This window comes from Polynucleobacter campilacus, assembly GCF_002206625.1.
GTDB classification, from domain to species: domain Bacteria; phylum Pseudomonadota; class Gammaproteobacteria; order Burkholderiales; family Burkholderiaceae; genus Polynucleobacter; species Polynucleobacter campilacus.
The window spans coordinates 74,012-98,507 of sequence record NZ_NGUP01000001.1 but is presented as its reverse complement, the minus strand read 5'-3'; the positions used below and the strand labels follow the sequence as shown (position 1 = coordinate 98,507).

The window sequence follows — 24,496 nt, the reverse complement described above, 5'->3', positions numbered from 1 at the left end:
CTTTACTCGAAGCCGCCGATGCGACCCAGATTGCCCAGATTCAACCAGACAAAGAAGGCCTTACCCACGATATTTTTATCGGGCACAAAACCCCAGTAACGAGAATCGGCACTGTTATCACGGTTATCACCCATAGCAAAGTAATGTCCTGGGGGTACTGTGCAAGTCAAGCCCGACTGCTGATATTGGCAAAAATCGAAACCTGGAAAGCGCTCTGTCGGAAATACGCTAGGACGGTCCGGGTCATTCAAAATCTCATGACGGTTACCACCCAAGTCTACAGGGAAGGCCTCTGTATAAAGTTTTGCATAGCGCATATTCTCGGGATCAAGATAAGACTCACCACCACCATACTGCAATGGCTGTCCATTAACCGTCAGGCGCTTGTCTTGATAGGTAATCACATCGCCAGGTAGCGCCACAATGCGTTTAATGTAATCAATAGACTCATCGCGTGGATAACGAAAGACCACGACATCTCCGCGCTTTGGAGTACCTAGTTCAACTACCTTTTGGTTGATTACCGGTAAGCGAATTCCGTAGGTAAATTTATTTACCAAGATGAAATCGCCAATTTGTAAGGTGGGAATCATGGAGCCCGATGGAATCTTGAAGGGCTCAACAATGAAAGAGCGCAAGACAAACACCGCGCAAATTACTGGAAAGAAACCAGCGGTGTATTCCAACCACAAAGGCATGCGATCAATACCGGCCAAGCGTCTTTGTGGTGCAAAGTAAAACTTGTCAGCGGCATAAGCAATGCCGGTAACAAACGCCAAGATCAAAAGAATGAGTGCAAAGTTCATTAATCTTCCACCTGCAAAATAGCCAAGAAAGCTTCTTGTGGGATTTCCACATTGCCCACTTGTTTCATACGCTTTTTACCTTCTTTTTGCTTCTCGAGCAGCTTGCGCTTACGAGAGATATCTCCACCATAGCATTTCGCTAAAACGTTTTTACGTAAGGCTTTGACGTTTTCACGCGCAACAATATTGCTACCAATCGCAGCCTGAATAGCCACATCAAACATTTGTCGCGGAATAATGCCGCGCATCTTAGAAACTACCTCTCGACCACGGTGTTGACTATTGCTTCTATGGACAATCACTGAGAGCGCATCCACTCGATCGCCGTTAATCAAAATATCGACTTTCACTACATCGGCCGGGCGGTATTCTTTGAATTCATAATCCATCGAAGCATAGCCCCGTGAAATGGATTTCAGACGATCGAAAAAATCCATCACAATCTCTGCCATCGGTAACTCATAAGTCAGCTGCACTTGGCGACCTAAATAGTTCATGCCCGTCTGAATACCCCGCTTACCAACACATAGCGTGATGATGGAACCCACATACTCTTGAGGCATGTAGAGATTGACCGTCACAATAGGCTCTAAGATAGTTTCAACCTTACTGGTCTCAGGCATCTTTGATGGGTTATCCACATTCAAAATCGTCCCATCAGATTGCTGCACTTGATACACCACGGTTGGCGCAGTAGTAATCAGGTTCATCCCGTATTGGCGCTCTAAACGCTCTTGTACGATCTCCATATGTAGTAAGCCTAAGAAACCGCAGCGGAATCCAAAACCAAGCGCTTGGGAAACCTCAGGCTCATACAAGAGAGAAGCGTCATTGAGCTTTAACTTCTCAAGGGATTCACGCAGTTGATCATATTCACTCGCTTCCACTGGATATAAACCAGCGAACACTTGAGACTTCACTTCTTTAAATCCAGGCAATGGCACAGTCGCAGGTGTACGGCCTACTTGCCCGACAGCGTGTGTCACGGTATCACCTACTTTTGCAGCCTTTAATTCTTTAATGCCTGCGATGATGAAGCCCACCTGGCCAGCACTCAGCTCAGGGCGATCCACCGACTTAGGGCTAAAGACGCCGACATGCTCAACTAAGTGAGTAGAGCCATTGGCCATCAAAGTAATTTTATCTTTAGGTTTGAGAGTGCCGTTCACAACACGAACTAACATCACCACACCAACATAGTTATCAAACCAAGAGTCAATGATGAGGCACTGCAGTGGGGCAGTAGCATCACCCTTTGGTGGCGGTACTCGGCGGATCATTTCTTCGATCACTTCGTGCACACCAAGACCAGTCTTAGCAGAACAAGTAACAGCATCCGTCGCATCAATCCCAATCACGTCTTCAATTTCTTGAATGGCGCGCTCAGGATCAGCCTGCGGTAAATCTATCTTATTGAGAACTGGGACCACCTCAACACCAAGTTCAATTGCGGTATAGCAGTTCGCTACCGTTTGTGCCTCAACACCCTGACTAGCATCGACTACCAATAAAGCACCTTCACAAGCCGATAAGGAGCGACTGACCTCATAGGAGAAGTCCACATGCCCTGGGGTATCAATCAAGTTGAGGTTATAAATTTTGCCGTCTTTGGCTTTGTAATTGAGTGCCGCAGTTTGGGCCTTAATAGTGATGCCCCGTTCGCGCTCAATATCCATAGAGTCGAGAACCTGCGCTTCCATTTCGCGATCAGAAAGACCTCCACAAAGTTGAATAATGCGATCGGCAAGCGTAGATTTACCGTGATCAATGTGGGCGATGATAGAAAAATTGCGGATTAAATCCATAGCGTCTTAATAGGTCATTCAAAAAACGCCTTGTCAGAACGCACCACAATGATGCGCTGCAAAAAGATGTCTTAGAGAGATTGTAATGGGTGGAGCCCAAAAGGCCCCAAACCCCATTTTTTAGCCTAAAAAGGGCTTATTTTGGCTTTACAGGAATGACTAAAGTGCCGTCAGAACGACGAATAAAGACTGGAACGGCCTTGTTGGCATCAAGGGTTTTAACTAAAGCCTCAAATTGCTTTACCCCAGTGATGTCAGTATCAGCGATCCGAATAATCACATCGCCAGGGCGCGCACCCGCTCTTGCCAAAGGACCATCCCCCAAACTGGTGACCTCAACGCCACCCTTAATATTGAGATCCTTCTTTTTGACATCTGATAAGTCCACTACCGCCACCCCAAAGGCACTTGTAGTGCTGCCATTTGCAGCCGGAGTCTCTGGCTTTTTAGCGGCGGCTTGCGCAGTATCAGTATCAGCAACAGTGACCGTTAAGTCGCGAGGGCTACCCTTACGCCAAACTTGCACAGTAGCCGTAGTTCCTGGTTTAGTGTCACCAACAACGCGTGGCAAATCCGTAGACTTACTAATTTCACGACTATTGAAACTCAAAATCACATCACCAGCCTCAATGCCACCAGCTGCTGCAGGACCATTAGATTCGACATTACGCACATAAGCACCACGAGGCTTACCTAAACCTAAACTCTCAGCAATCTCTTTTGTCATCTCCCCTAAGGCAACACCGATACGACCGCGCGTCATTTTTCCATTGGTGCGCAATTGCTCTGCTACACGCATCGCCTCATCAATTGGAATGGCGAAGGAGATTCCCATATAGCCACCAGAGCGACTAAAAATTTGAGAGTTAATTCCAACGGCTTGGCCAGCAGTATTCAATAATGGGCCGCCAGAGTTACCAGGATTGACTGCAACGTCAGTCTGGATAAAGGGCAAGTAATCACCAGTGTCACGACTCTTCGCCGAGACAATGCCTGCTGTTACGGTGTTCTCAAGGCCAAAAGGAGAGCCGATTGCTAAAACCCACTCGCCCACTCTCACCTTTGAAGAGTCACCTAATGGCAGCCTTGGTAAATCACGCGCTTCAATTTTGACTACTGCTACATCAGTACGTTTATCCAAGCCCAATAACTTCGCTTTGAACTCACGCTTATCCGTTAAGGTGACATAAATCGTTGTTGCCCCCTCTACGACGTGCGCATTTGTCAAAATCAAACCATTAGATTCAATAATGAAACCAGAGCCAACTCCACGATCTGCTTCTTGTGGCTTGCCTGAATTTGGTTGCGCTTGCTTAGGGCTATTTGGAATGCCAGGAATAGGCACACCAAAGAAACGGCGGAAAAATTCTGCTTGATCGTCAGGTAATCCTGGGATGCCGCCTTGAGACTGCTGAACCATGACCTTTTCAGTGGTGCGAATATTCACCACAGCCGGACTCGCACGTTCAACTAAATCCGCAAAATCCGGAAGAGTTACACGGGGATTTTGTGCAAAAGCATTCGGTATAAATGTAGTTTGCCCAAGACTCAAAATAGCCAAGAGCGCAATCAGGTACTTTTTCATAATGCTATAGACCTACTTGGTAAAAACCAAAAAGTGGAGATAAGGAGAATATTAGGTCAACTTGCCAAAAATCAAGGTGCCGTTAGTACCCCCAAAGCCAAAATTGTTTTTGACGGCATGCTCAATCTTGACGTCCCTAGCAGTGTTAGCGCAGTAGTCTAAGTCACACTCAGGATCTTGATTGAAGATATTGATGGTGGGTGGGGATTTCTGGTTGTGGAGAGCCAGAATAGTGAAAACAGACTCCAAACCGCCTGCGCCGCCCAAAAGGTGGCCAGTCATCGACTTGGTCGAGTTAATTAAAGTCTTTTTAGCATGATCGCCTAGAGCTGCTTTAATGGCGTCGGTCTCATTCTTATCACCTAAAGGTGTAGAGGTGCCATGGGCATTGAGATATTGAATTTGATCTGGATTTAAGCCTGCATCGCGCATCGCATTCACCATGCAACGACGTGGGCCATCCATATTGGGTGCAGTCATGTGATACGCGTCACCACTCATGCCAAAGCCGAGTAGCTCGCAATAAATTTTTGCGCCGCGTGCTTTAGCGTGCTCATATTCTTCGAGCACTACAACCCCAGCACCTTCTCCAAGAACAAAACCATCACGGTCTTTATCCCAAGGACGTGAAGCAGTTGCTGGATCATCGTTACGAGTTGAAAGCGCTCTTGCAGAAGCAAAGCCACCAACACCTAAAGCAGAAATAGTAGATTCAGCGCCACCAGCGACCATGACATCGGCATCGCCATACTGAATTAAGCGAGCTGCCAAACCAATACTATGTAAGCCAGTAGTACAGGCAGTCACTGCCGCAACGTTTGGGCCTTTAAGTCCAAATAAAATACTGAGGTGCCCAGAAATCATATTGATGATTGAGCCGGGCACAAAGAATGGTGAGATACGACGTGGACCACGAGCCAATAACTCAGCCCCTGTTGCCTCAATCATTGGCAAGCCGCCAATCCCAGAACCAACCATCACGCCTACGCGCTCGGCATTTTGCTCATTAATTTCTAAACCGCTGTCACGAATAGCTTGCGTACCTGCAGCAATGCCGTAATGGATAAAGGTATCCATATGGCGTGCCTCTTTGGCCGAAACATATTCTTCAACGTTGAAATCTTTCACCTCTCCCGCGAAATGAACACTCAGCGGTGCGTGGTCGAATTTCGTGATGGTAGCAATGCCTGATTTGCCAGCAAGCAAATTAGACCAGGCTACATCAACGGAATTACCAACGGGTGAGATAAGGCCAAGACCGGTAACTACTACCCGGCGTCGGCCATTTGATGCTGACACAGTAATACCTAGGCTAGGGAATTAACCCTGAGCTTTTGATTGAGCGAAGTCGATCGCGAGCTGAACTGTGGTGATTTTTTCGGCTTCCTCATCAGGAATTTCGATGCCAAATTCATCTTCCAAAGCCATTACCAGCTCAACAGTGTCAAGAGAGTCAGCGCCTAGGTCATTCACAAAAGAAGATTCATTTTTGATATCTCCTTCAGCGACGCCCAATTGCTCAGCGACGATTTTCTTAACGCGTTGTTCGATGTTATCCATTAAGTCCCCCAGGGGTTGTAAAAAAACGATTGAAGAATTTTATCAGCTTGGCCGAGCAATCTAGCAAATTCGCCCAAAAATGATGAAATCCTTGCTTTTGGCTTAGGCTAAATAGAGCCCGCCATTGACGTGTAGGGTATTGCCCGTGATGTATCCAGCCGCTGGAGAGGCTAAAAACGCCACTGCCTGGGCTACATCCTCGGGGCTACCTAGGCGAGCCAAAGGAATGTTCACTTTTAGGGCATTTTGCTGCTCTTCACTCAGAGCGCGGGTCATATCGGTATCAATAAATCCCGGTGCCACGCAATTGACGGTAATATTCCGGCTGCCAATTTCACGAGCTAAGGCACGAGTCATTCCAGAAACGCCTGCCTTTGCAGCAGCGTAATTTGCTTGTCCTGCGTTACCCATGTGACCTACGATAGAGGTGATGTTGATGATTCGGCCACCACGTGCCTTCATCATTGGGCGCAAAACAGCCTGGGATAACCGAAACACTGAACTCAAATTCGTATCAATCACATCACTCCACTCTTCGGACTTCATGCGCATCGCCAAGTTATCGCGAGTAATGCCAGCATTATTTACCAAGATATTGATGCCACCATGATCCTTCACAATTTGATCAATCATTTCTTCGCATGCATTGGGAGCAGTGACATTCAAAACCAAACCGCAACCACCCGAAGGCTTTAAGCGCGCATCAATTGCTTTAGCACCATCACTTGTTGTAGCAGTACCAATCACCTTAGCGCCACACTTAGCCAATTCATCTGCAATCGCCTGACCAATACCACGCGAAGCGCCTGTTACCAGAGCAATTTGTCCACTGAGGTCGAGATTCATATTTATCTTTCGCTATATCGATTGATGTTGATCAATAGTGCTTATTTTAAGGTAGCCAACACTTCATTTAGGCTAGGCTCATCAAATACAGGCATGCCTGTCACCTGATCATTGATTCGCTTGGTTAATCCCGCCAACACCTTACCAGGACCGCACTCTACTACTTGAGTAACGCCTTGGGTAGCCATCGCTTGAATCGTTTCTTGCCAGCGTACTGGCTTAGCAGCTTGACGCACTAAAGCATCTTTAATTGCGCTGGGATCATTTAAGATTTGAACATCCACGTTATTAATCACGGAAATTGTTGGTGCTTTGAATTCAATATTGGCTAGGTAACCCTTCAGTTTTTCGGAAGCGGGCTGTAACAAAGAAGAATGAAATGGTGCAGATACCGGTAGCGGTAATGCGCGTTTAGCGCCCGCAGCTTTGAGCAACTCACAAGCTTTAGTGACAGCATCACTTGCACCCGCGATCACGACTTGACCAGGTGCATTGAAATTCACAGCTTCAACTACACCACCTGATGCAGCACTCGCTTCTGCGCAGACTTTAATAACGGTTGCATCATCCAAACCTAAGATAGCTGCCATGCCGCCCGTACCTACTGGTACAGCACTTTGCATTGCCTGTGCACGAAAACGCACCAAAGGAACCGCATCTTTAAAAGAGATAACACCAGCAGCAACTAGGGCTGAGTACTCACCAAGACTATGGCCAGCCATCACCTGCGGTGCGAGACCACCAGCAGCTAACCAAGCGCGGTAAAAAGCCACGCCAGCAGTCAACATCACTGGTTGAGTATTGGTAGTTAACGATAGCGCCTCTGCAGGGCCCTCGGCAATTAACTTGGCAACATCCTCACCCAAAGCTTCTGAAGCTTCTTGTAACGTTGCACGCACTTCAGGACGCTCAGAAATAGAATTGAGCATACCTACCGATTGAGAGCCTTGGCCAGGAAATACGAATGCAAATGTCATGTGATTAATTTACGAAGTAATGAAAAGAATGGTTTTAATACTTGAGTGCAACTGCACCCCAAGCAAAGCCGCCGCCAACACCTTCTAATAAGAGATATTGGCCACGCTGAATCTGACCAGAGCGCACGCCAGTATCTAGCGCCAAAGGAATCGATGCCGCAGAAGTGTTGCCGTGCTCATGCACTGTCACGATCACTTTATCCATGGACATACCCATTTTCTTAGCGGTACCCTCCATAATTCGGATATTGGCTTGATGCGGTACCAACCAATCAATTTGCTCTGGCTTGAGATGGGCTTTTTCTAAAACCTCATGAGCTACTTGCTCTAATACTTTGACTGCCAATTTAAATACCGCTTGGCCATCCATCGTCATAAATAGGGAGCCATGGACTTCGCCATTACCGGCACGACCAGGGACACACAATATGTTGCGCTGACTACCATCAGCATGCAAAGCGGTAGCTAGAATGCCGGGCTCATTCGAGGCTTCAAGCACGACAGCACCAGCCCCATCACCAAACAACACACAAGTACCACGATCTTGGAAATCTAGAATGCGGGAGAAAGTCTCGGCACCAATGACCAAGACTTTTTTATAGGAGCCACAACGAATAAACGCATCTGCCGTAGCAAGGGCATAGGTAAACCCTGCGCACACTGCTTGCACATCAAATGCGGCACAGGCAGTGTGAGCACCTAACTTATCTTGGACTACACAAGCAGTACTTGGAAAGCCGCCCAAATGATCTGGCGTAGAAGTTGACAAGATAATCAGATCTAAATCTTCGGAAGTAATGCCTGCGCTCGCTAATGCAGCTTGCGCAGCTTTCACTGCTAGATCACTAGTGAGTTCATTCTCAGCAGCAAAGTGACGTGCAGAAATTCCGCTACGAGTACTGATCCACTCATCGCTAGTTTCTAATCCACTCTTCGCCAACCGCTCCACCAAATCTTGGTTAGTTAAGCGCTGCTCGGGAAGATAACTTCCGGTTCCGGCTACTCTTGCAAAGATATTCATTCTTTTGTCTCCACCGCAAAGGCTGCAGCAATGCGCTCAACCATGCGATTTTTGGAAGCTTCATAGGCACGATCTAAGGCAAAACCAAATCCAAAGCGGTCGGCTGAGCCGTGGCTCTTAATAACGCAACCGCGTAGACCTAACAATACAGCACCGTTATATCGACGATGATCTACGCGCTTACGGACACGCAGCAATGGCACCATAGCGCATACAGCCATCAATTTGGTGAGCCAGGAGCGATTAAATTCTGAGCGAATCAAGCCACTCATCATTTTGGCCAAACCTTCACTGGCCTTTAAAACCACATTGCCCACGAATCCATCACACACCACAATATCCGTGGTGCCCTTAAAAATATCATTACCTTCTACGTTGCCATAAAAGTTTAAATTGGTTTGACGCAGCAACTCTCCAGTCTGCTTCACGACTTCATTGCCCTTAATCACCTCTTCACCAATATTGAGAAGACCAACTGAAGGGTTCTGCTTACCATCCACCACTTGAACCATCACACTAGCCATTTGCGCAAATTGCACAAGATGCATTGGCTCACAATCTGCATTTGCGCCTAGATCAAGCATAGTGGTGCCGCGCCCCAACTCATTTGGAATAGCAGTTGCAATCGCTGGACGGTCAACACCATCCAAAGTTTTGAGAATGTAACGGGAAATGGCCATGAGCGCGCCCGTATTACCAGAGGAGATCACCGCATCAGCAGCGCCCTCTTTGACTTGCTCAATGGCCACACGCATCGACGAATCTTTTTTGCGGCGCAAAGCAACTTCGATGGGGTCATCCATCAATACCACTTCGCTCGCAGCAATAATTTGAATGCGATCCATGTGAGTATTGGAAGATTTATCCAAGACTTGCTTGATTAAATCAGGATCACCCACGAGGACAATCTTCACATCAGAATGTTTTTCTAGGAAATCGCAGGCAGCAGGAACCGTCACAACGACCCCATGATCTCCGCCCATGGCATCAATAGCAAGAGTAACGCTCATAAACTCATTGATTGCTGCAAGTGATTTATCTAAGAAAAAAGCGGCTTTTTTGGGAGCCGCTTCGATCTATTTAGACTAAAGAATTAGTCGTTTTTTGTTTTAACAACTTTACGACCACGATAGTAGCCGTTTGGTGAAATGTGGTGGCGCAAATGAGCCTCACCAGTTGTGGCTTCTACAGCCGTAGCAGGTGCGGTCAAAAAGTCGTGCGCACGGTGCATGCCACGTTTGGAAGGTGATTTTTTATTTTGTTGGACGGCCATATTGAACTCCTAAGCAAGGCGACATTCTAGCATGAGAAAGCGTCTAAATGCTTGATTTATCGATCAAGCCTTCTTAAAACAACAGGGCCGAAAAATCCCCGTTTATGAGTTTTTCTTCATATTTTTCAATATGTTAAAGGGATTTTCAGGCTCATTGGACCCCTCATCTTCATCCTCAAGCCCAAATACTGTGGCATGAGGCTCACAAAAGCCCTCTGGATGCTTTGGAATTAAGGGTAAAGACAATAAAACCTCATCTTCAATGGTCTCCAGGAGGTTGAAATGCTGGCTAGCGACCAAGGGTTCCTGCACTTCATCCTCCAAAGGGTAGTCATCTGCCTCAGCCTCAGTAGCCACAAAGACAAAACGCCGTTTTTCGTCTAGATTGACCGCGCAATCCTGCAGGCAACGCTGGCAAACCAAGTGAAGGCAGCCTTTTAAGGCTAAATCCAAGATTTGGCGAGGCTCGATTCCAGGCGAATCCTCAAAATGGGTCTCCATTTGCCAGGCAAAGCCATCCCCGGGCTTAACGCTTGAAGCCTCCTTAGCAAGCCTAGGCATATCAGTCATAGTCAAAAAACCAGCCCCCTGATACGACTGTGGAGCACAAAAGTCGACCTTTTTTAGAGCAATAGCTTCAGCCGATAGCTGGACTTGAGGTAAAACTTGATTACGATTCATGGCATCAGTCTAAATCAAGGCATCCTCGAAAGTCAGTAGCAATGAGTAACTTAATGAATTTACCCAAAAATCCACCGCTCATATTAGCGTCCACCTCGGTTTACCGTCGTGAGCTATTGCAGCGCTTACGTATTCCGTTTGAAGTGATCTCTCCAAAAGTAGATGAAACACCCCTGACCGGTGAGAACACTCTCGACTTAGCGCTGCGCCTTGCAAAGGCAAAAGCAGCAGCTGTTGCAAAAGCACATCCTCATGCATGGGTGATTGGTTCTGATCAAGTAGCAGATTTGTGTGGCGCTGCAATTGGCAAACCAGGTAACTTCGAGAAAGCATTGGCGCAATTACAAATGATGCGAGGGCAAACAGTGACCTTTCATACAGCGCTTTGTTTAATGAAGGGGGATGCACAAACTACCTTGAACGTTCCGACTGAAGTCACTTTTCGAAAATTACCAGATGATGTTTTAAAAAGTTATTTAGTAGCAGAAGAGCCTTATGACTGCGCCGGTAGCGCTAAATCAGAAGGGCTTGGTATCAGCCTTCTCAAGTCGATCAAGAGTGATGATCCCACAGCCCTCATTGGCTTGCCGCTGATTGCCCTAACGGGTTTATTGCGTGATGCTGGGTTTGTCATTCCAGTGAAGAATTAAGAGAACAATAGAAAATTATTCATGGCAAAGTTAGGCACACTCTATCTAGTTCCCAATACCTTAGGGGATGATGCGCGCAGCGAACAGTTGCCATGGGTCTTGCCCACTGAAACTATCACTCAAGCAGCAAAACTTAAACACTGGGTTGTGGAAGATGCTAAAACAGCGCGCGCACTATTAAAAGCTGTCGATAGTATTTCTCCGCTTGCATGCACTATTCAAGAAATGCAAATGAGTGAATGGCGTGGTGTAGCCCGCAATGCAAAGTATGGTGATGCTGTGAAGCCTGCAGATTTACTCAAGCCACTGCTTGCTGGTAATGACATGGGCTTAATGTCTGAAGCAGGTGTTCCGGGAGTTGCCGATCCTGGTGCAGAACTAGTTCTAGCAGCACATCAACTGGGTGCGAGGGTAAAACCTTTGGTTGGGCCAAGCTCCATCTTATTAGGCCTGATGGCTAGCGGCCTTAACGGTCAGCGCTTTGCTTTTCAGGGCTACTTACCGCAAGACACCCATGAACGAAGTGCCAAACTCAAGCAACTTGAAGCAGAATCTCGAAAACTACAGCAAACCCAAATTTGGATTGAGACGCCCTATCGCAATACTGCAATGCTGATGGCCTGCTTGAATTCATTAGCACCCCAATCTTTGCTTTGCTTAGGAGTAGACCTGAGTCTTCCATCAGAAATGATCACCACGCTCTCGATAACAGATTGGCGTAAGCGCTATCCAAATGAGGCTGCATGCGCTCCATTACAAAACAGGCCAACCGTATTTCTACTGTTGGCCTAAGATTTGATACTTCGTTTTATTTAGGTATTCATTTTTACTTCAGATCTGGTGCCTTCACTAAAGCCTTGCCAGCAGCTGCACCAGCCTCTGCACCAAAGCGCTTAGCCACACGCTCTGCAAAATTTTCTTTCATGGTGTAGTCCAGAATATCCGGCGCCTTAAAGATATCGCGTGCTACCGACTCTACTGTGCCGTAACCATCTACCAAACCAATTTTGACAGCCTGCTCGCCATTCCAAATACGACCAGAAAATAAATCTGGGCTTTCCTTCAAGCGTGCGCCGCGACCTTCTTTCACTACCGCAATAAATTGCTGATGAATTTCATTGATCATGGTCTTGACCATCTCAACCTGCTTAGGATCTTCCTTACTAAAAGGATCGAGCATGCCTTTATTTGATCCCGAGGTAATCATGCGACGGGTCACGCCTAACTTATCCATCAGGCCTGTGAAGCCAAAGCCTTCCATGATTACTCCGATAGAACCAATCAAACTCGCTTTATCCACCAAGATCTGATCCCCGGCTACTGCCACGTAGTAACCGCCTGAGGCGCAGATATCTTCAACCACGACATAAAACGGTTTCTTCGGATAGAGCTTGCGCAAACGATGAATCTCATCATTGATCATGCCTGCTTGTACTGGTGAACCACCAGGACTATTAATCCGCAGAACAACGCCGGCACTGTTTTCATTTTCAAAAGCAGAGAGCAGTGAAGAGTTGATATCTAAGGCATTGGCCATAGAGCTCGATGAAATCTCACCTTCTAGCGTCACCATTGCAGTGTGCTTCTCTGTGCCCATACCGCGCCCAGGAAGATGAAAATCAAATACTGAAAGAATCACTCCAATAATCACCACTAAAGTGAGAACGCGCAGCACCGCTTTCCAGCGACGTGCCTTGCGGGTCTCTTTCAAATTCTCTAAAAGCAAATGCTCAAGAGCTTGTCGCTCCCAATTAGGATTTGGATTGTTTTCCATGATCGATTCCTTAGTGTTGCCTATACAGTTACAGATTATGTTTAAGCCATTGTGACAGCTCTGCCACATTATCAACATGCGCCAATGACTTGGAGGTCTTCAGAGTATCTGGTGGGTGAGCGCCGTAGGTCACGGCTAGCGCATCGACTCCGGCATTGGCTGCCATATCTAAGTCATGTGTGGTATCCCCAATCATCAACATCCGGCGAGTAGGTACTTGAGTGAGATCCGATAGCTCTAGCAACATCCCAGGATGGGGTTTTGAGAAAGACTCATCGGCTGTACGCGTTTCATGAAAAAGATGGCCAATCTCGTGGTGTTTTAAAGAGCGGTCCAACCCTACTCTGGATTTGCCAGTTGCCACGCCTAAGAGATATTGATCGGCCCGAAGCTTTTCCAAGAGCTCACGAATACCAACAAATAAATCAAGCTCATGATCTTTTGCTAGATAGTGAAAACGAAAACGATCCGTCAATTTTGGAAAATGCACTGGCTCAATCCAAGGAACCGCTCTGCGTAATGAGTCCTGTATACCCAAACCAATGACTGAGCTCGCCAATGCATCATCAGGCTCTTTAAAGCCTAAGTCACGACAGGCCTGCTGAATACAGTCCACGATAGTGGGCGTGGAATCCATAATCGTTCCATCCCAATCCCAGACTATCAGGTCATAACGGCGATCTTGTTTGTTCTCGTCAATCATCTTCGCTTTACGTGCTATTTTTATTTTCGTTAACTACTCAAATTTTTTCATCATGGCCGCAAATTCAGGCGGCAATGGGGATTCGATCCGCATCTTTTCACCAGTGCGTGGATGTGTAAAGCCAGCCAGGTGAGCATGAAGATACAGGCGCTTGGATTTAATCAATTTATCTTGATCTTCAAAGCCATATTTATCGTCGCCTAAGATGGCATGGCCTAGTTTTTGAAGGTGCACCCGAATCTGATGAGTGCGCCCTGTCTTGAGTTGCGCCTCCGCCAGAGTAATCGCGACTTCATCACGCTTCATCGCCTTGGTAACACGCAAGGCGGTGTGACTTGGTAAGCCCTCTGGGTCGACGCGCACTCTGCGCTCGCCATTAGCCAAGAGATATTTATGGAGCGGATACTTCAGTTGCATCACTTGGGCGCCTTGCGCAATTTCACCATGAGCTAATAAGTAATATCGTTTATCCGTTTGACCTTCACGAATTTGGCGATGGAGCTCGACTAAGGCGCTGCGCTTTTTTGCCAGCAGCAATACGCCAGAGGTATCTCGATCCAAGCGGTGAACTAATTCTAAGAACTTCAATTCTGGGCGAGTGATGCGTAAAGTCTCAATCACTCCTAAAGCAATTCCGGAGCCACCATGGACTGCTAAGCCAGGAGGTTTGTCTACGATTAACAGCGCCTCGTCCTCAAACAGAATGGGCATTTTGTCTGAGTAGCCGTGGGCCCGAGATTTAGTGTGGGCACTATTGACTTCTGCCATTTGGGCGGGTTCAGCCAGTCTGACTGGCGGAACTCGAACGATATCGCCTTCTACCAAACGGGTAGTTGGTTCGGCGCGCTTCTTATTAACCCGCACCTCGCCAGAACGAATAATCCGATAAACGTGACTTTTAGGAACCCCTTTGGCCCAGCGCAGCAAATAGTTATCCAAGCGTTGGCCAGCCTCCTCAGGACCAATAGTCTGAAGAAGAACTGTGGCTGGAGTGCGGCCTGAAACTGCTTTTGGCGTCAATATAGGGTCGGATTTCATGATTTATCTCTCTTGCCAGCTCCATGGAGAACGACAAGGGACTCAACAATACCCCATTGTCATTCAACTTGTGCCGTATAATCAACGCTCTAGCCAATTTATTGGCCCGAGACGAGCCTGATTCAGGTTTAAATCGTGGAGCTTGGAGTCGCCCTTTAAAAGACTCCCGGGGTTGCCCCTCCCCCGTTGTAATGAGGCGCAGGGTTGGTGTGCCGTATGCCGCGAACCGCGATTAGAAGACAGTTTTCAGGCGCGCGCCTGCATTGATGACCTAAAGGAGGTCTCTGCGGCGATCGTCAAGTGTGGCACCGAATTAACCAACAGTTAACTGGGTGAACTGAGCAAAAGATGCTCAGATTTGCATGATCCACACTATTAAACCGCCATAGGCTATGCCTGAAGCGGCACCTAACTTGTCTCCTACGCAGCGCGCAACGACATCCTCCCCCATAGGAGAGTGTTATGAAACGCATGTTATTTAATGCAACTCAACAAGAAGAGTTGCGAGTTGCCATCGTAGATGGTCAAAAACTCATCGATATTGATATCGAAGCTGCCGGTCGTGAACAACGCAAAGGCAATATTTACAAAGGTGTTATTACCCGTATTGAGCCTTCCCTGGAGGCTTGCTTTGTCAACTACGGTGAAGAGCGTCATGGCTTTTTACCATTTAAAGAAGTTGCCAGAGCCTATTTCAAAGAAGGTATAGACGTTCGCAATGCATCCATTAAGGATGCCCTGCGCGAAGGTCAAGAAATCATTGTTCAAGTAGAAAAAGAAGAGCGCGGCCAAAAAGGCGCAGCTCTAACTTCTTTTGTTTCCTTGGCTGGCCGTTATTTGGTATTGATGCCCAATAATCCTCGTGGAGGCGGTGTGTCTCGTCGTATTGAGGGCGAAGACCGTCAAGAACTCCGTGATGCCATGTCCCAATTAGACATCCCTGATGGTATGAGCATCATTGCTCGTACCGCTGGTATTGGTCGTGACGCTACAGAATTGCAATGGGACTTAAGTTACCTCATGCAGTTATGGAAAGCGATTGACGAGGCTGCTAAAGGCAATTCAGCGCCATTATTGATTTACCTCGAATCGAGTCTCGTGATTCGCGCAATCCGTGATTACTTCCAGCCGGATATCGGCGAGATCCTCATCGATACCGATGATATCTACGAGCAAGCTGCTGCATTTATGTCCGTTGTAATGCCGGACAACTTGCCAAGAGTAAAGCGCTATCAAGATGATGTGCCTTTGTTCTCACGTTTCCAAATTGAGCATCAAATTGAAACTGCATACTCACGTACCGTGCCACTGCCATCTGGCGGCGCGATTGTGATCGACCACACTGAAGCTTTAGTTTCTGTGGACGTGAACTCTGCCCGTGCAACCCGTGGTTCTGATATTGAAGAAACCGCTACTCGTACTAACTTAGAAGCTGCCGATGAAATCGCACGTCAAGCACGTTTACGTGACTTGGGTGGCTTGATCGTGATCGACTTCATTGATATGGAATCGAGCAAAGCTCAGAAAGATGTTGAGAATCGCCTGCGCGATGCTCTGCGTCATGATCGTGCTCGCGTTCAGATGGGTAAGATCTCCAAGTTTGGCTTAATGGAAATGTCACGCCAGCGCTTGCGCCCTGCCCTTTCTGAAGGTAGTCATGTCACTTGCCCGCGTTGTAATGGCACAGGCCATATTCGTGATACTGAGTCTTCTGCATTGCAAGTTCTGCGCATCATTCAAGAAGAGGCAATGAAAGAGAACACAGCTGCGATTCATACACAGGTGCCAGTCGAAGTGGCTGCCTTCCTCTTGAATGAAAAACGTGCTGAAGTCATTAAGATCGAGACTCGCTTCAAAGTGAACGTCTTGATGGTTCCAAACAAGCATTTAGAAACTCCGCATTACAAGTTAGAGCGTTTGCGTCATGATGATCCACGTCTTGATGATCAAAAGGCTAGCTATGTAATGGCTGAAGAGGCTGCTCGTGAGCTTGAGACCGACACCACAGTAAGCCGCAAGGATGCTGATGTGAAGGTACGCCCTGAAGCGGCAGTCAAAGGCATTACACCAGCTCAACCTGCGCCAGTGAGCCAGCCACGCCCAGTTCGTACTGAAAAAGTACAAGTTGAAAGCTCTGGTGGTTTATTTGGATTTATCAAGAAGATGTTCTCCTCATCTCCTGCAGTTGAAGAGAAGCCAGTAGAAAACAATACACGTGGTCGTAATCAAGGTCGTAATGCCAATGGTAATGATCGTAACCGTGGTCGTAATCGTCGTGGCGAGCGTAACGATCGCAATGGCGAACGTGCTGAGCGTCCAGCAGCGAATGCCGCTGAAGGCGCTGCTGAAGGTAATAACGGTAACCGCAATAACCGCAATAACCGCAATGGCAATCGTAATCAAAATGGTCCAAAGCCTGAGCGTCAAGCAAACCCAGCTGCAGTAACTCCTGCAACTGAAGCTGCTCCTGGCGTTGAAGCTTCACCAACTGCTGATGGTGAAGAGCGGCGTGGTCGTGGTCGCAACCGTCGTGGTCGTGGTCGCGGTAGAAATGAGCGTACTGAGGGTGATGTAGCCAATGGATCTGCAGTATCAGCAAGTCCATTTGCAGGTCCTCCAGTAGGCATGGCAGGCGCATCCGCATCGATGCCGATTCAGAATCTTGCGAATAGCTTTAGTAATGCAAAGCCTGCCGCAAGACAAGAACGGGGCGAAAGAGCACCTCGCGCTCCACGTCCATCAAATCGTCCAGCGCAAGATACTCAGAACACCGCAGCGGCAGCACCAATGACAGCAGTCCCGACTGCTGCGACCGTCGCAGCAGTATCTTCTATCGAAGTGATTGCTAAATCTGCACCAGAGCTTCCAAAGGTTGCCTTCAAGGCGCTTGAAGAAACTCCTTTGCACAGCGTTGTGCAATCTGCTGGAATGATCTGGGTTGCTACTGATGCTTCTAAGCATGCAGAAGCACAAGGTCAGATTCAGCCTGAGCAAACAAACTTAGGCCGAGCTCCTAAACCTGCAGCAAGCCTGCAGGATGGCCCAATGGTTTTAGTTGAAACCGGCGGCCAGGAAAAAACGGTTTAAGCCTCATGTAAGCTTTTTCTCCAGACCGTCATTTATCCCATAAGGATATTTGGCGGTTTGGCAGAAAGCCCGTTTCACCGCCATAATTGAGAATATGGTTGAAAAAGCAATCCCAAAAGTAATCCCAATCCGCATTGATGAAGGCAAAGGCCTTGCGCCGTCTATTGAGTCCCAACTGATTGCACCTCACGGCAATACTCAAGACAAACGCGGGCGCATCTTGCGTGACTTGCGCATCTCCGTCACTGATCGCTGTAACTTCCGCTGCACTTATTGCATGCCTAAAGAAGTCTTTGATCAAAACTATCCTTATCTTTCTCACAAAGAACTTCTGAGCTTCGAAGAAATTACTCGCCTCACTTCCATCTTTTCTACATTGGGTATTGAAAAGATTCGCTTGACTGGTGGAGAGCCCCTCCTTCGTAAGAACCTAGAAGTGCTAATTGAAATGTTGGCGCAAGTACGCACCCCAGACGGTAAAGCGCTTGACCTCACCTTAACAACCAATGGCAGTATTTTGCGCAAGAAAGCTGCTGCTCTAAAAGCTGCTGGCTTACAAAGGCTTACTGTTAGCTTAGATGGCTTAGATGACGCCATCTTTAAGAAAATGAATGATGTCGAGTTTCCAGTGGCGGATGTTTTAGATGGCATTGCTGCTGCTCAAGAAGTCGGCTTTAAAAATATCAAAGTGAATATGGTGGTGAAAAAAGGCACAAACGATCATGAGATCGTATCGATGGCAAAACACTTCAAGGGTAGTGGCGTCATTCTGCGCTTTATTGAATTCATGGACGTAGGTAGCTCTAATGGTTGGAATATGGCAGAGGTATTACCCTCCAAGGAAGTGATTGCCAGAATCAATGCAGTATTTCCGTTGGAAGCGATCGAAGCCAATTACTCAGGCGAGGTAGCCCAGCGCTGGCGCTATGTCGATGGCTCAGGTGAAGTAGGTGTGATCTCCAGTGTCACCCAAACCTTCTGTCACGAATGCACTCGTGCTCGTATCTCTACTGATGGTCAAATGTATCTCTGTCTTTTTGCGAATGAAGGATTTGATTTCAAAACGATGTTACGTTCCGAAAAGAGTGATTTAGAAATCGCTAATGCCATTATGAATACTTGGGCTGCCCGCGATGATCATTACTCTGAAATCCGCGGCTCCCATACTGCAAACCAATCGACTGGATCTCGTAAAGTCGAAATGTCTTATATCGGTGGCTAATGATTTCCCCAGAGCAAATCACTGGCCTCATACTGGCTGGCGGACGCGCCCAACGCATGGGTGGCATCGATAAAGGACTTATTCCCTTTAACGGCAAACCTCTGATTGCATCTGCTATTACAAGACTCAAAAGTCAAGTTGGCCCAATCTTTATTAATGCCAATCGCAATGTTACGAAGTACGCTAGCTATGGCTTTCCCGTCATCATGGATGAGACGCCTGATTTTTCAGGACCGCTCGCAGGCTTTGCAGCTGGCCTCAAAGTTTGTAATACCCCTTATCTACTCACCACCCCTTGTGATTCACCTTTACTCCCAACGGATTTAGGTCTCAAACTAGCGACTGAAATGATCCGTGGCGACTTTCAGTTGGTATATGCCTCGAGCAAAGAGGCAGACGGCAAAATCTGGGCGCAGCCCGTTTTTTGTTTAATGCGCACTGATCTTCAAGAGTCTTTGAAAACCTTTTTACAAAAAGGCGATCTCAAAATTGATCGTTGGTTTAAAGAATTGCGTTGCAGCACTGTTGTCTTTGATGATGCGCAAGTGTTTGCTAACGTCAATACTCCAGAAGAATTAAAACGCTTAGAGGAGGCCTCTGCATGAAGCACTCACCCAATAACCCAATCCTTCTCACTTCATCACTACATGTTGATGAAGCTCGTAAAGCCATCTCTCAATTAGTCAATGAGCTCATTGAAGAATCCCAAGCGATTGGCGATTTAGCTGATATCGAAACCGCTTCTCTAGATCAAGCCATCAATCGGATCCTTGCGAACGATTTACTCTCACCCATTGACGTTCCAGCGGCCGATAACTCAGCGATGGATGGATATGCCTTTGACGGCAAATGTTTGGGCCTCAGTGATGCCACCGTCTCCTTGAAAATAATAGGGACTGCCTTTGCTGGTAAGCCTTATGAAGGCAAGATTAACCCCGGCGAATGCCTCAAGATCATGACTGGCGCAGTAATGCCTTCTGGTTGCGATACCGTGATTCCGCAAGAGTTGACGAGCACTCAAACAGAAACGCAGATTGAGTTTCCTCAAAACCAATTAAAGCCTGGTGAGAATCGTCGCTTGCGTGGCGAAGATCTCCAACAAAGTAAACCCGCCATTAGTGCTGGTCGTTTATTGCGCCCTTCAGATTTAGGTTTAGCTGCATCACTGGGGATCTCTACCCTCACAGTGAAGCGCAAACTCAAGGTGGCAATTCTGTCTTCTGGAGACGAATTGCGATCCTTAGATCAAACCTTAGACGCAGGCAGTATTTATGACAGCAATCGCTACAGCCTGACTGGTTTACTCAATCGCCTCAACCTCGAGATTATTGATTGTGGCATCGTGCGTGATGATCCAGCATCTCTTAAACAAGCATTTATTGATGCCACTACCAAAGCGGATGTCTTAATTTCCTCTGGTGGGGTCTCGGTTGGCGAAGCAGACTACACCAAGCAGATCATGCAAGAGTTGGGCGATGTTGGCTTTTGGAAAATTGCAATGCGACCTGGTCGGCCAATGGCTTTTGGGATTCTGAAACCCGTGGCGGGCAAATCACCTGCGCGCAAAACCTTGTTCTTTGGTCTACCTGGCAACCCAGTGGCAGTCATGGTGACTTTCTATCAGTTTGTGAGAGGTGCGCTCTTACAACTCAATGGTGCAAACCAGACTGAGCCGCCAATCATGCAAGCAATCTCTGAGGCGTCGATTCGTAAAAAACCTGGCCGCACCGAGTTTCAACGTGCCATCTTGGGACGGAACGCTGCAGGTCGCCCAAGCGTCAGGCTGACAGGCAGTCAGGGAGCGGGCATTCTGCGCTCCATGAGCGAGGCAAATTGCTTTGTGATCCTTGCTCACGACCAAGGAAATATTGCCGCTGGTGACTGGGTAGATATAGCGCTTTTTGATGGACTGCTTTAAGATTGCGTCATTATGAAACTTAGCAAAAAAGAACTCGTCTTTCTCGACCCGATGCATACCGCCAAAACACTGGTTTTGGTTTATCTCTGCTTCTCCGTTCCGATCGTTTTATTGGCGCTATTTGTTGCCTTCATTCGTGATGGCGCCATTCCAGGGTTTACGGTCTTATCCGCACTCATTCTGAACGCTTTATTAGGCTTTGGCTTATTGTGGATTGCCTGCAAGGTCTACAACTGGGTTGCTGGAAAATTTGGCGGTATCGAACTAGCCTTGCGTGAATTGCCAGAAGAAATTGATGCTGAGTAAGCAATAAAACTTCAGTGCGCATAAATCAATAAAGCCGAGCATTGCTCGGCTTTATTTTTATCACTCTACTTGCTTGAGTTTTATTTTTACTAACCTTTAAATACTTCGGTATTAATCAAGCTCGGCGGCTTCTTGCCGGCCAGTGCGGCACGTAAGTTTTCCACTGCTAAATCGATCATGGCTCTACGGGTCTTTTCAGTTGCGCTAGCAATATGCGGGGCTAAGACCACATTGCTTAGCTTGAGTAACTCGGGATGTACCTTAGGCTCACCCTCGAATACATCCAAACCTGCAGCAAAGATCTTTTTCTCTTTGAGTGCTTGGGCTAATGCCGCATCATCCACAATGCCACCACGCGCAATATTGACTAGGGTGGCGGTCGGCTTCATCAGAGCGATTTCTTTGGCGCCAATGGTGTGATGATTGTCTGCTGTGTATGGCAATACCAAGACGACGTGATCGGCGGTGCGGAGCAACTCTTCTTTGGAGACATACTTCGCTGCACAGGCTTTTTCATCAGCCTCAGGCAGACGACTGCGATTGTGATAAATCACATTCATTCCAAATCCTAAGGCGCGCTTTGCGATGCCCTGACCAATGCGCCCCATGCCAATAATGCCTAGCGTAGTGTGGTGTAAATCCATACCCAGAGGGTTACTCACAATCGACCACTTATCCCACTTGCCGTCTCTAATCCAGCGCTCAGACTCAGTCACACGCCGCGCTGTTGCCATTAATAGCGCAAAACCAAAATCAGCAGTGCTATCAGTTAATACATCTGGCGTATTACTAGCCATCACACCAGCTGCAGTAATGGCAGGTACATCGAAATTGTTATAGCCCACTGAAATATTGGCTACGATCTTTAAATTTTTAGCATTGGCTAAAGCTGTCGCATCAATGCGCTCGCTTCCAGTCACCAATGCACCGGCTGCGCTTGAAAGTTCTTTTTGCAACTCTTCTGCCGTGAAGACCTCATCGGCCTGATTAGAGCGAACCTCGAAAGACTCCTCTAACTTAGCCAATAAATCGGGGAATATTGCTCTTGCTACTAAAACTTTAGGTTTATTGCTCATTTCTTTCCTTGTATTTATTGCTTGTATTTATTTGGTAACTGACAATCTCACCGCATCAATTTTATGTGACTTGGGAAGATTTTGCGATCACCTCTTTGAGAGAAGCTTCGAGAATTTCTAAGGGTTGTGCCCCTTGCAATGAATACTCGCCATTGAGGATCAGGTTTGGCACCGCATGAATACCCTGAGCTTGATAGAAAGCTTCTTGCGCCCTCACCTCTTTAGCAAAGAGTCCTTGTTCTAAAACTTGGTTTGCTGCGCCTTGATCTAAATCTGCCCTTTGTACTGCATCTAATAAATTCTCACGTTTATCAAAATCAGCTGCGAGGCAAAAGTAAGTACTAAAGAATTCTCTCTTTAGCCTGTGCTGACTAGCTAAGCCATGCTCTTGCCCAGCCCAATACAACAAACGATGGGCATCAAAGGTGTTGTAAATCTTTTTTCGACCCTCGGGATGAAAGTTGAAACCTGCGGCTGCAGCGCGCTCTCGAATGTTGGCTTGATTGGCTTTGACCTGTTGCTCAGAAATACCGTATTTTTTACCAAGATACTCAATCGCATTCTCACCACCCACCCTCATCTGAGGATTGAGTTCAAATGGCTCAAAATGAATTTCGAAATCCGCATGGTCTTTGAGGCGCTCCATTGCTTGTTCTAAGGTTCCAAGGGCAACCGCGCACCAGGGGCAGCCTATATCGGATACAAAATGGATTTTGATGGTGGGTTTCATGCTCATGTAGTGTACTCATGCACCAGAAGCTTGAAGCGGCACATCTATCCTTAAACCAAGAAATGATCGAGTTTTTATTGCTGCAGTGCACAATATAAATCCCTCTTACTCGAGGGGAAACCCTCAACCCTATTTACCCTAATTTAGAATAAGCTTTGTGTAGGATTTGTTTCATCCAGTAGTTAATTTTATAAAAATGACCTTAGGAGATTTAGATGTCAGATACAAAAAACACTAGCCCTCGCCGCAAGTTCCTAAAGAACGCTGCAGTTGGTAGCGCCGGCGCAGCTGCAATGGGCTTCCCAATGATTTCTAGCGCACAAACAATTAATTTGCGCTTTCAATCTACTTGGCCAGCTAAAGATATTTTCCACGAGTACGCTAATGACTACGCCACTAAAGTAAATGCGATGTCAGGCGGCCGTCTCAAAATTGAAGTACTGCCTGCAGGTTCAGTTGTCAAAGCTTTCGATATGTTGGACGCTGTATCTAGCGGAACATTAGATGGCGGCCATGGCGTTTTGGCTTACTGGTATGGCAAAAGCCCAGCACTAGCATTATGGGGATCAGGTCCTGCTTTCGGTATGGACGCTAACACCCTCCTGTCTTGGAACCAATACGGTGGTGGCCAGCAATTGCTCAATGAAATCTATAACGACCTTAAGCTCGATGTTGTTTCATTCCCTTATGGCCCAATGCCAACACAGCCATTGGGTTGGTTTAAAAAGCCAATCGCAAAAGCGGATGACTTGAAGGGCTTGAAGTACCGTACTGTTGGTCTCTCTATTGAGATCTTTACAGACATGGGCGCATCAGTTCAGGCATTGCCTGGTGGTGAGATCATTCCAGCAATGGACCGTGGCGTTCTCGATGCAGCTGAATTTAACAATGCAACCTCAGACCGCATCCTTGGTTTCCCAGACGTATCTAAAATCTGTATGCTGCAAAGCTTCCACCAGTCATCAGAGCAGTTTGAAATTATCTTCAATAAGAAGAAATTTAGCTCCTTGCCAGCAGATCTTCAGGCTATCCTCTCATACGGAACCCAAGCAGCTTCTGCGGACATGTCCTGGAAAGCGATTGATCGCTATTCCAAAGACTTCTCTGAGCTACAAACCAAAGACAAGGTCAAGTTCTACGCTACACCGAAGTCTATTTTGGTAGCCCAGTTGAATGCTTGGGACAAGATTATTGCTAAAAAGGCCGCTGAACTCCCAATGTTCAAGAAAGTGCTTGATTCACAAAAAGCCTTCGCTCAACGCGCAGTTCGTTGGGATTTGCTGGTAAATGTGGATATGAAGATTGCTTACGACCATTATTTCAAGGGCTAAACCCCTTTAAAGCCGTATTGGCTTATGTAATAATGTGCCCCAATGCACATCTTGACCGGACGGCATCCCCGTCCGGTTTTTTTATATTTCTTTAGGGAAATAGTTAG

General features: G+C 47.1%; 24 protein-coding genes. 8 read left to right on the top strand and 16 right to left on the bottom strand.

The annotated features are described in order from the left end of the window. Nucleotides 1-2: 2 nt before the first annotated feature. The 11 genes from lepB to CBI31_RS00450 all read right to left on the bottom strand — a co-directional run bounded on the left by lepB (nucleotide 3) and on the right by CBI31_RS00450 (nucleotide 10,554). Nucleotides 3-806 (bottom strand): signal peptidase I, encoded by an 804-nt coding sequence (lepB, locus tag CBI31_RS00500; protein WP_088524478.1) that lies wholly within the window; start codon nucleotides 804-806, stop codon nucleotides 3-5. Beyond that, nucleotides 806-2,611 carry a translation elongation factor 4 gene (gene lepA, locus CBI31_RS00495; RefSeq protein ID WP_088524477.1) on the bottom strand — a complete coding sequence of 602 codons (1,806 nt, stop codon included), beginning with the start codon at nucleotides 2,609-2,611 and terminating at the stop codon, nucleotides 806-808. Before lepA ends, lepB begins: the two co-directional genes overlap by 1 nt. Before the next feature lie 136 nt (nucleotides 2,612-2,747). Next, nucleotides 2,748-4,196, bottom strand: coding sequence for a DegQ family serine endoprotease (locus CBI31_RS00490; RefSeq protein WP_088524476.1), 1,449 nt, complete (start codon nucleotides 4,194-4,196; stop codon nucleotides 2,748-2,750). A 51-nt stretch (nucleotides 4,197-4,247) separates the two neighbouring features. Further along, on the bottom strand, nucleotides 4,248-5,495 hold the full coding sequence (gene fabF / locus CBI31_RS00485; protein WP_088524475.1) for a beta-ketoacyl-ACP synthase II: 1,248 nt from the start codon (nucleotides 5,493-5,495) through the stop codon (nucleotides 4,248-4,250). A gap of 21 nt (nucleotides 5,496-5,516) precedes the next feature. Beyond that, on the bottom strand, nucleotides 5,517-5,756 hold the full coding sequence (gene acpP, locus CBI31_RS00480) for an acyl carrier protein (protein ID WP_071464736.1): 240 nt from the start codon (nucleotides 5,754-5,756) through the stop codon (nucleotides 5,517-5,519). Between the two features lie 102 nt (nucleotides 5,757-5,858). Next, nucleotides 5,859-6,602, bottom strand: coding sequence for a 3-oxoacyl-ACP reductase FabG (gene fabG / locus CBI31_RS00475; RefSeq protein WP_088524474.1), 744 nt, complete (start codon nucleotides 6,600-6,602; stop codon nucleotides 5,859-5,861). Between the two features lie 41 nt (nucleotides 6,603-6,643). Beyond that, complete coding sequence (gene fabD, locus CBI31_RS00470; protein ID WP_088524473.1) at nucleotides 6,644-7,579, bottom strand: ACP S-malonyltransferase; 936 nt, start codon at nucleotides 7,577-7,579, stop codon at nucleotides 6,644-6,646. Between the two features lie 34 nt (nucleotides 7,580-7,613). Beyond that, on the bottom strand, nucleotides 7,614-8,600 hold the full coding sequence (locus tag CBI31_RS00465; protein WP_088524472.1) for a beta-ketoacyl-ACP synthase III: 987 nt from the start codon (nucleotides 8,598-8,600) through the stop codon (nucleotides 7,614-7,616). Further along, on the bottom strand, nucleotides 8,597-9,610 hold the full coding sequence (gene plsX, locus CBI31_RS00460; protein WP_088524471.1) for a phosphate acyltransferase PlsX: 1,014 nt from the start codon (nucleotides 9,608-9,610) through the stop codon (nucleotides 8,597-8,599). Before plsX ends, CBI31_RS00465 begins: the two co-directional genes overlap by 4 nt. Before the next feature lie 83 nt (nucleotides 9,611-9,693). Further along, the gene (rpmF, locus tag CBI31_RS00455; RefSeq protein ID WP_011902241.1) at nucleotides 9,694-9,873 is read right to left on the bottom strand and encodes a 50S ribosomal protein L32; all 180 of its coding nucleotides are present in this window, start codon (nucleotides 9,871-9,873) and stop codon (nucleotides 9,694-9,696) included. A gap of 102 nt (nucleotides 9,874-9,975) precedes the next feature. Then, nucleotides 9,976-10,554 (bottom strand): YceD family protein, encoded by a 579-nt coding sequence (locus tag CBI31_RS00450; RefSeq protein ID WP_088524470.1) that lies wholly within the window; start codon nucleotides 10,552-10,554, stop codon nucleotides 9,976-9,978. A gap of 53 nt (nucleotides 10,555-10,607) precedes the next feature. Between CBI31_RS00450 and CBI31_RS00445 the strand changes: the two genes are divergently transcribed. After that, nucleotides 10,608-11,204, top strand: a complete 597-nt coding sequence (locus CBI31_RS00445; RefSeq protein ID WP_088524469.1) for a Maf family nucleotide pyrophosphatase — start codon at nucleotides 10,608-10,610, stop codon at nucleotides 11,202-11,204. Between the two features lie 21 nt (nucleotides 11,205-11,225). Next, nucleotides 11,226-11,996 (top strand): SAM-dependent methyltransferase, encoded by a 771-nt coding sequence (locus CBI31_RS00440; protein ID WP_088524468.1) that lies wholly within the window; start codon nucleotides 11,226-11,228, stop codon nucleotides 11,994-11,996. 34 nt (nucleotides 11,997-12,030) lie between these two features. On the opposite strand, the gene sppA is transcribed toward CBI31_RS00440, so the two are convergent. The 3 genes from sppA to CBI31_RS00425 are packed head-to-tail and all read right to left on the bottom strand — an operon-like array spanning nucleotide 12,031 to nucleotide 14,719. Then, a complete protein-coding gene (gene sppA / locus CBI31_RS00435; RefSeq protein ID WP_088524467.1) occupies nucleotides 12,031-12,978 on the bottom strand; it encodes a signal peptide peptidase SppA in 948 nt (315 codons plus the stop codon). Nucleotides 12,979-13,006: 28 nt separating this feature from the next. Next, entirely contained in the window at nucleotides 13,007-13,681 is a 675-nt protein-coding gene (locus CBI31_RS00430; RefSeq protein WP_088524466.1) for an HAD-IA family hydrolase, read from the bottom strand. Nucleotides 13,682-13,714: 33 nt separating this feature from the next. Then, nucleotides 13,715-14,719, bottom strand: coding sequence for an RluA family pseudouridine synthase (locus CBI31_RS00425; RefSeq protein ID WP_088524465.1), 1,005 nt, complete (start codon nucleotides 14,717-14,719; stop codon nucleotides 13,715-13,717). A 462-nt stretch (nucleotides 14,720-15,181) separates the two neighbouring features. Here CBI31_RS00425 and CBI31_RS00420 point away from each other — a divergent pair, with 462 nt between their 5' ends. From CBI31_RS00420 to CBI31_RS00400, 5 genes are all read left to right on the top strand, one after another. Next, nucleotides 15,182-17,806: an Rne/Rng family ribonuclease gene (locus CBI31_RS00420; protein WP_088524464.1), complete on the top strand. Its 2,625-nt coding sequence runs from the start codon at nucleotides 15,182-15,184 to the stop codon at nucleotides 17,804-17,806. Nucleotides 17,807-17,900: 94 nt separating this feature from the next. Further along, entirely contained in the window at nucleotides 17,901-19,028 is a 1,128-nt protein-coding gene (moaA, locus tag CBI31_RS00415) for a GTP 3',8-cyclase MoaA (RefSeq protein WP_088524463.1), read from the top strand. Continuing rightward, the gene (mobA, locus tag CBI31_RS00410) at nucleotides 19,028-19,633 is read left to right on the top strand and encodes a molybdenum cofactor guanylyltransferase MobA (protein WP_088524462.1); all 606 of its coding nucleotides are present in this window, start codon (nucleotides 19,028-19,030) and stop codon (nucleotides 19,631-19,633) included. Before moaA ends, mobA begins: the two co-directional genes overlap by 1 nt. After that, nucleotides 19,630-20,946: a molybdopterin molybdotransferase MoeA gene (moeA, locus tag CBI31_RS00405; protein ID WP_088524461.1), complete on the top strand. Its 1,317-nt coding sequence runs from the start codon at nucleotides 19,630-19,632 to the stop codon at nucleotides 20,944-20,946. The genes mobA and moeA overlap by 4 nt, the downstream gene beginning before the upstream one ends. Before the next feature lie 12 nt (nucleotides 20,947-20,958). Continuing rightward, nucleotides 20,959-21,252, top strand: a complete 294-nt coding sequence (locus CBI31_RS00400) for a hypothetical protein (protein WP_072583151.1) — start codon at nucleotides 20,959-20,961, stop codon at nucleotides 21,250-21,252. An 89-nt stretch (nucleotides 21,253-21,341) separates the two neighbouring features. Here CBI31_RS00400 and CBI31_RS00395 read toward each other — a convergent pair whose 3' ends face one another. Then, entirely contained in the window at nucleotides 21,342-22,328 is a 987-nt protein-coding gene (locus tag CBI31_RS00395; protein WP_088524460.1) for a 2-hydroxyacid dehydrogenase, read from the bottom strand. Between the two features lie 61 nt (nucleotides 22,329-22,389). Then, nucleotides 22,390-23,064: a DsbA family oxidoreductase gene (locus CBI31_RS00390; protein ID WP_240553611.1), complete on the bottom strand. Its 675-nt coding sequence runs from the start codon at nucleotides 23,062-23,064 to the stop codon at nucleotides 22,390-22,392. Between the two features lie 209 nt (nucleotides 23,065-23,273). Between CBI31_RS00390 and CBI31_RS00385 the strand changes: the two genes are divergently transcribed. Beyond that, entirely contained in the window at nucleotides 23,274-24,389 is a 1,116-nt protein-coding gene (locus tag CBI31_RS00385; RefSeq protein WP_088524459.1) for a TRAP transporter substrate-binding protein, read from the top strand. Nucleotides 24,390-24,496 lie beyond the last annotated feature (107 nt).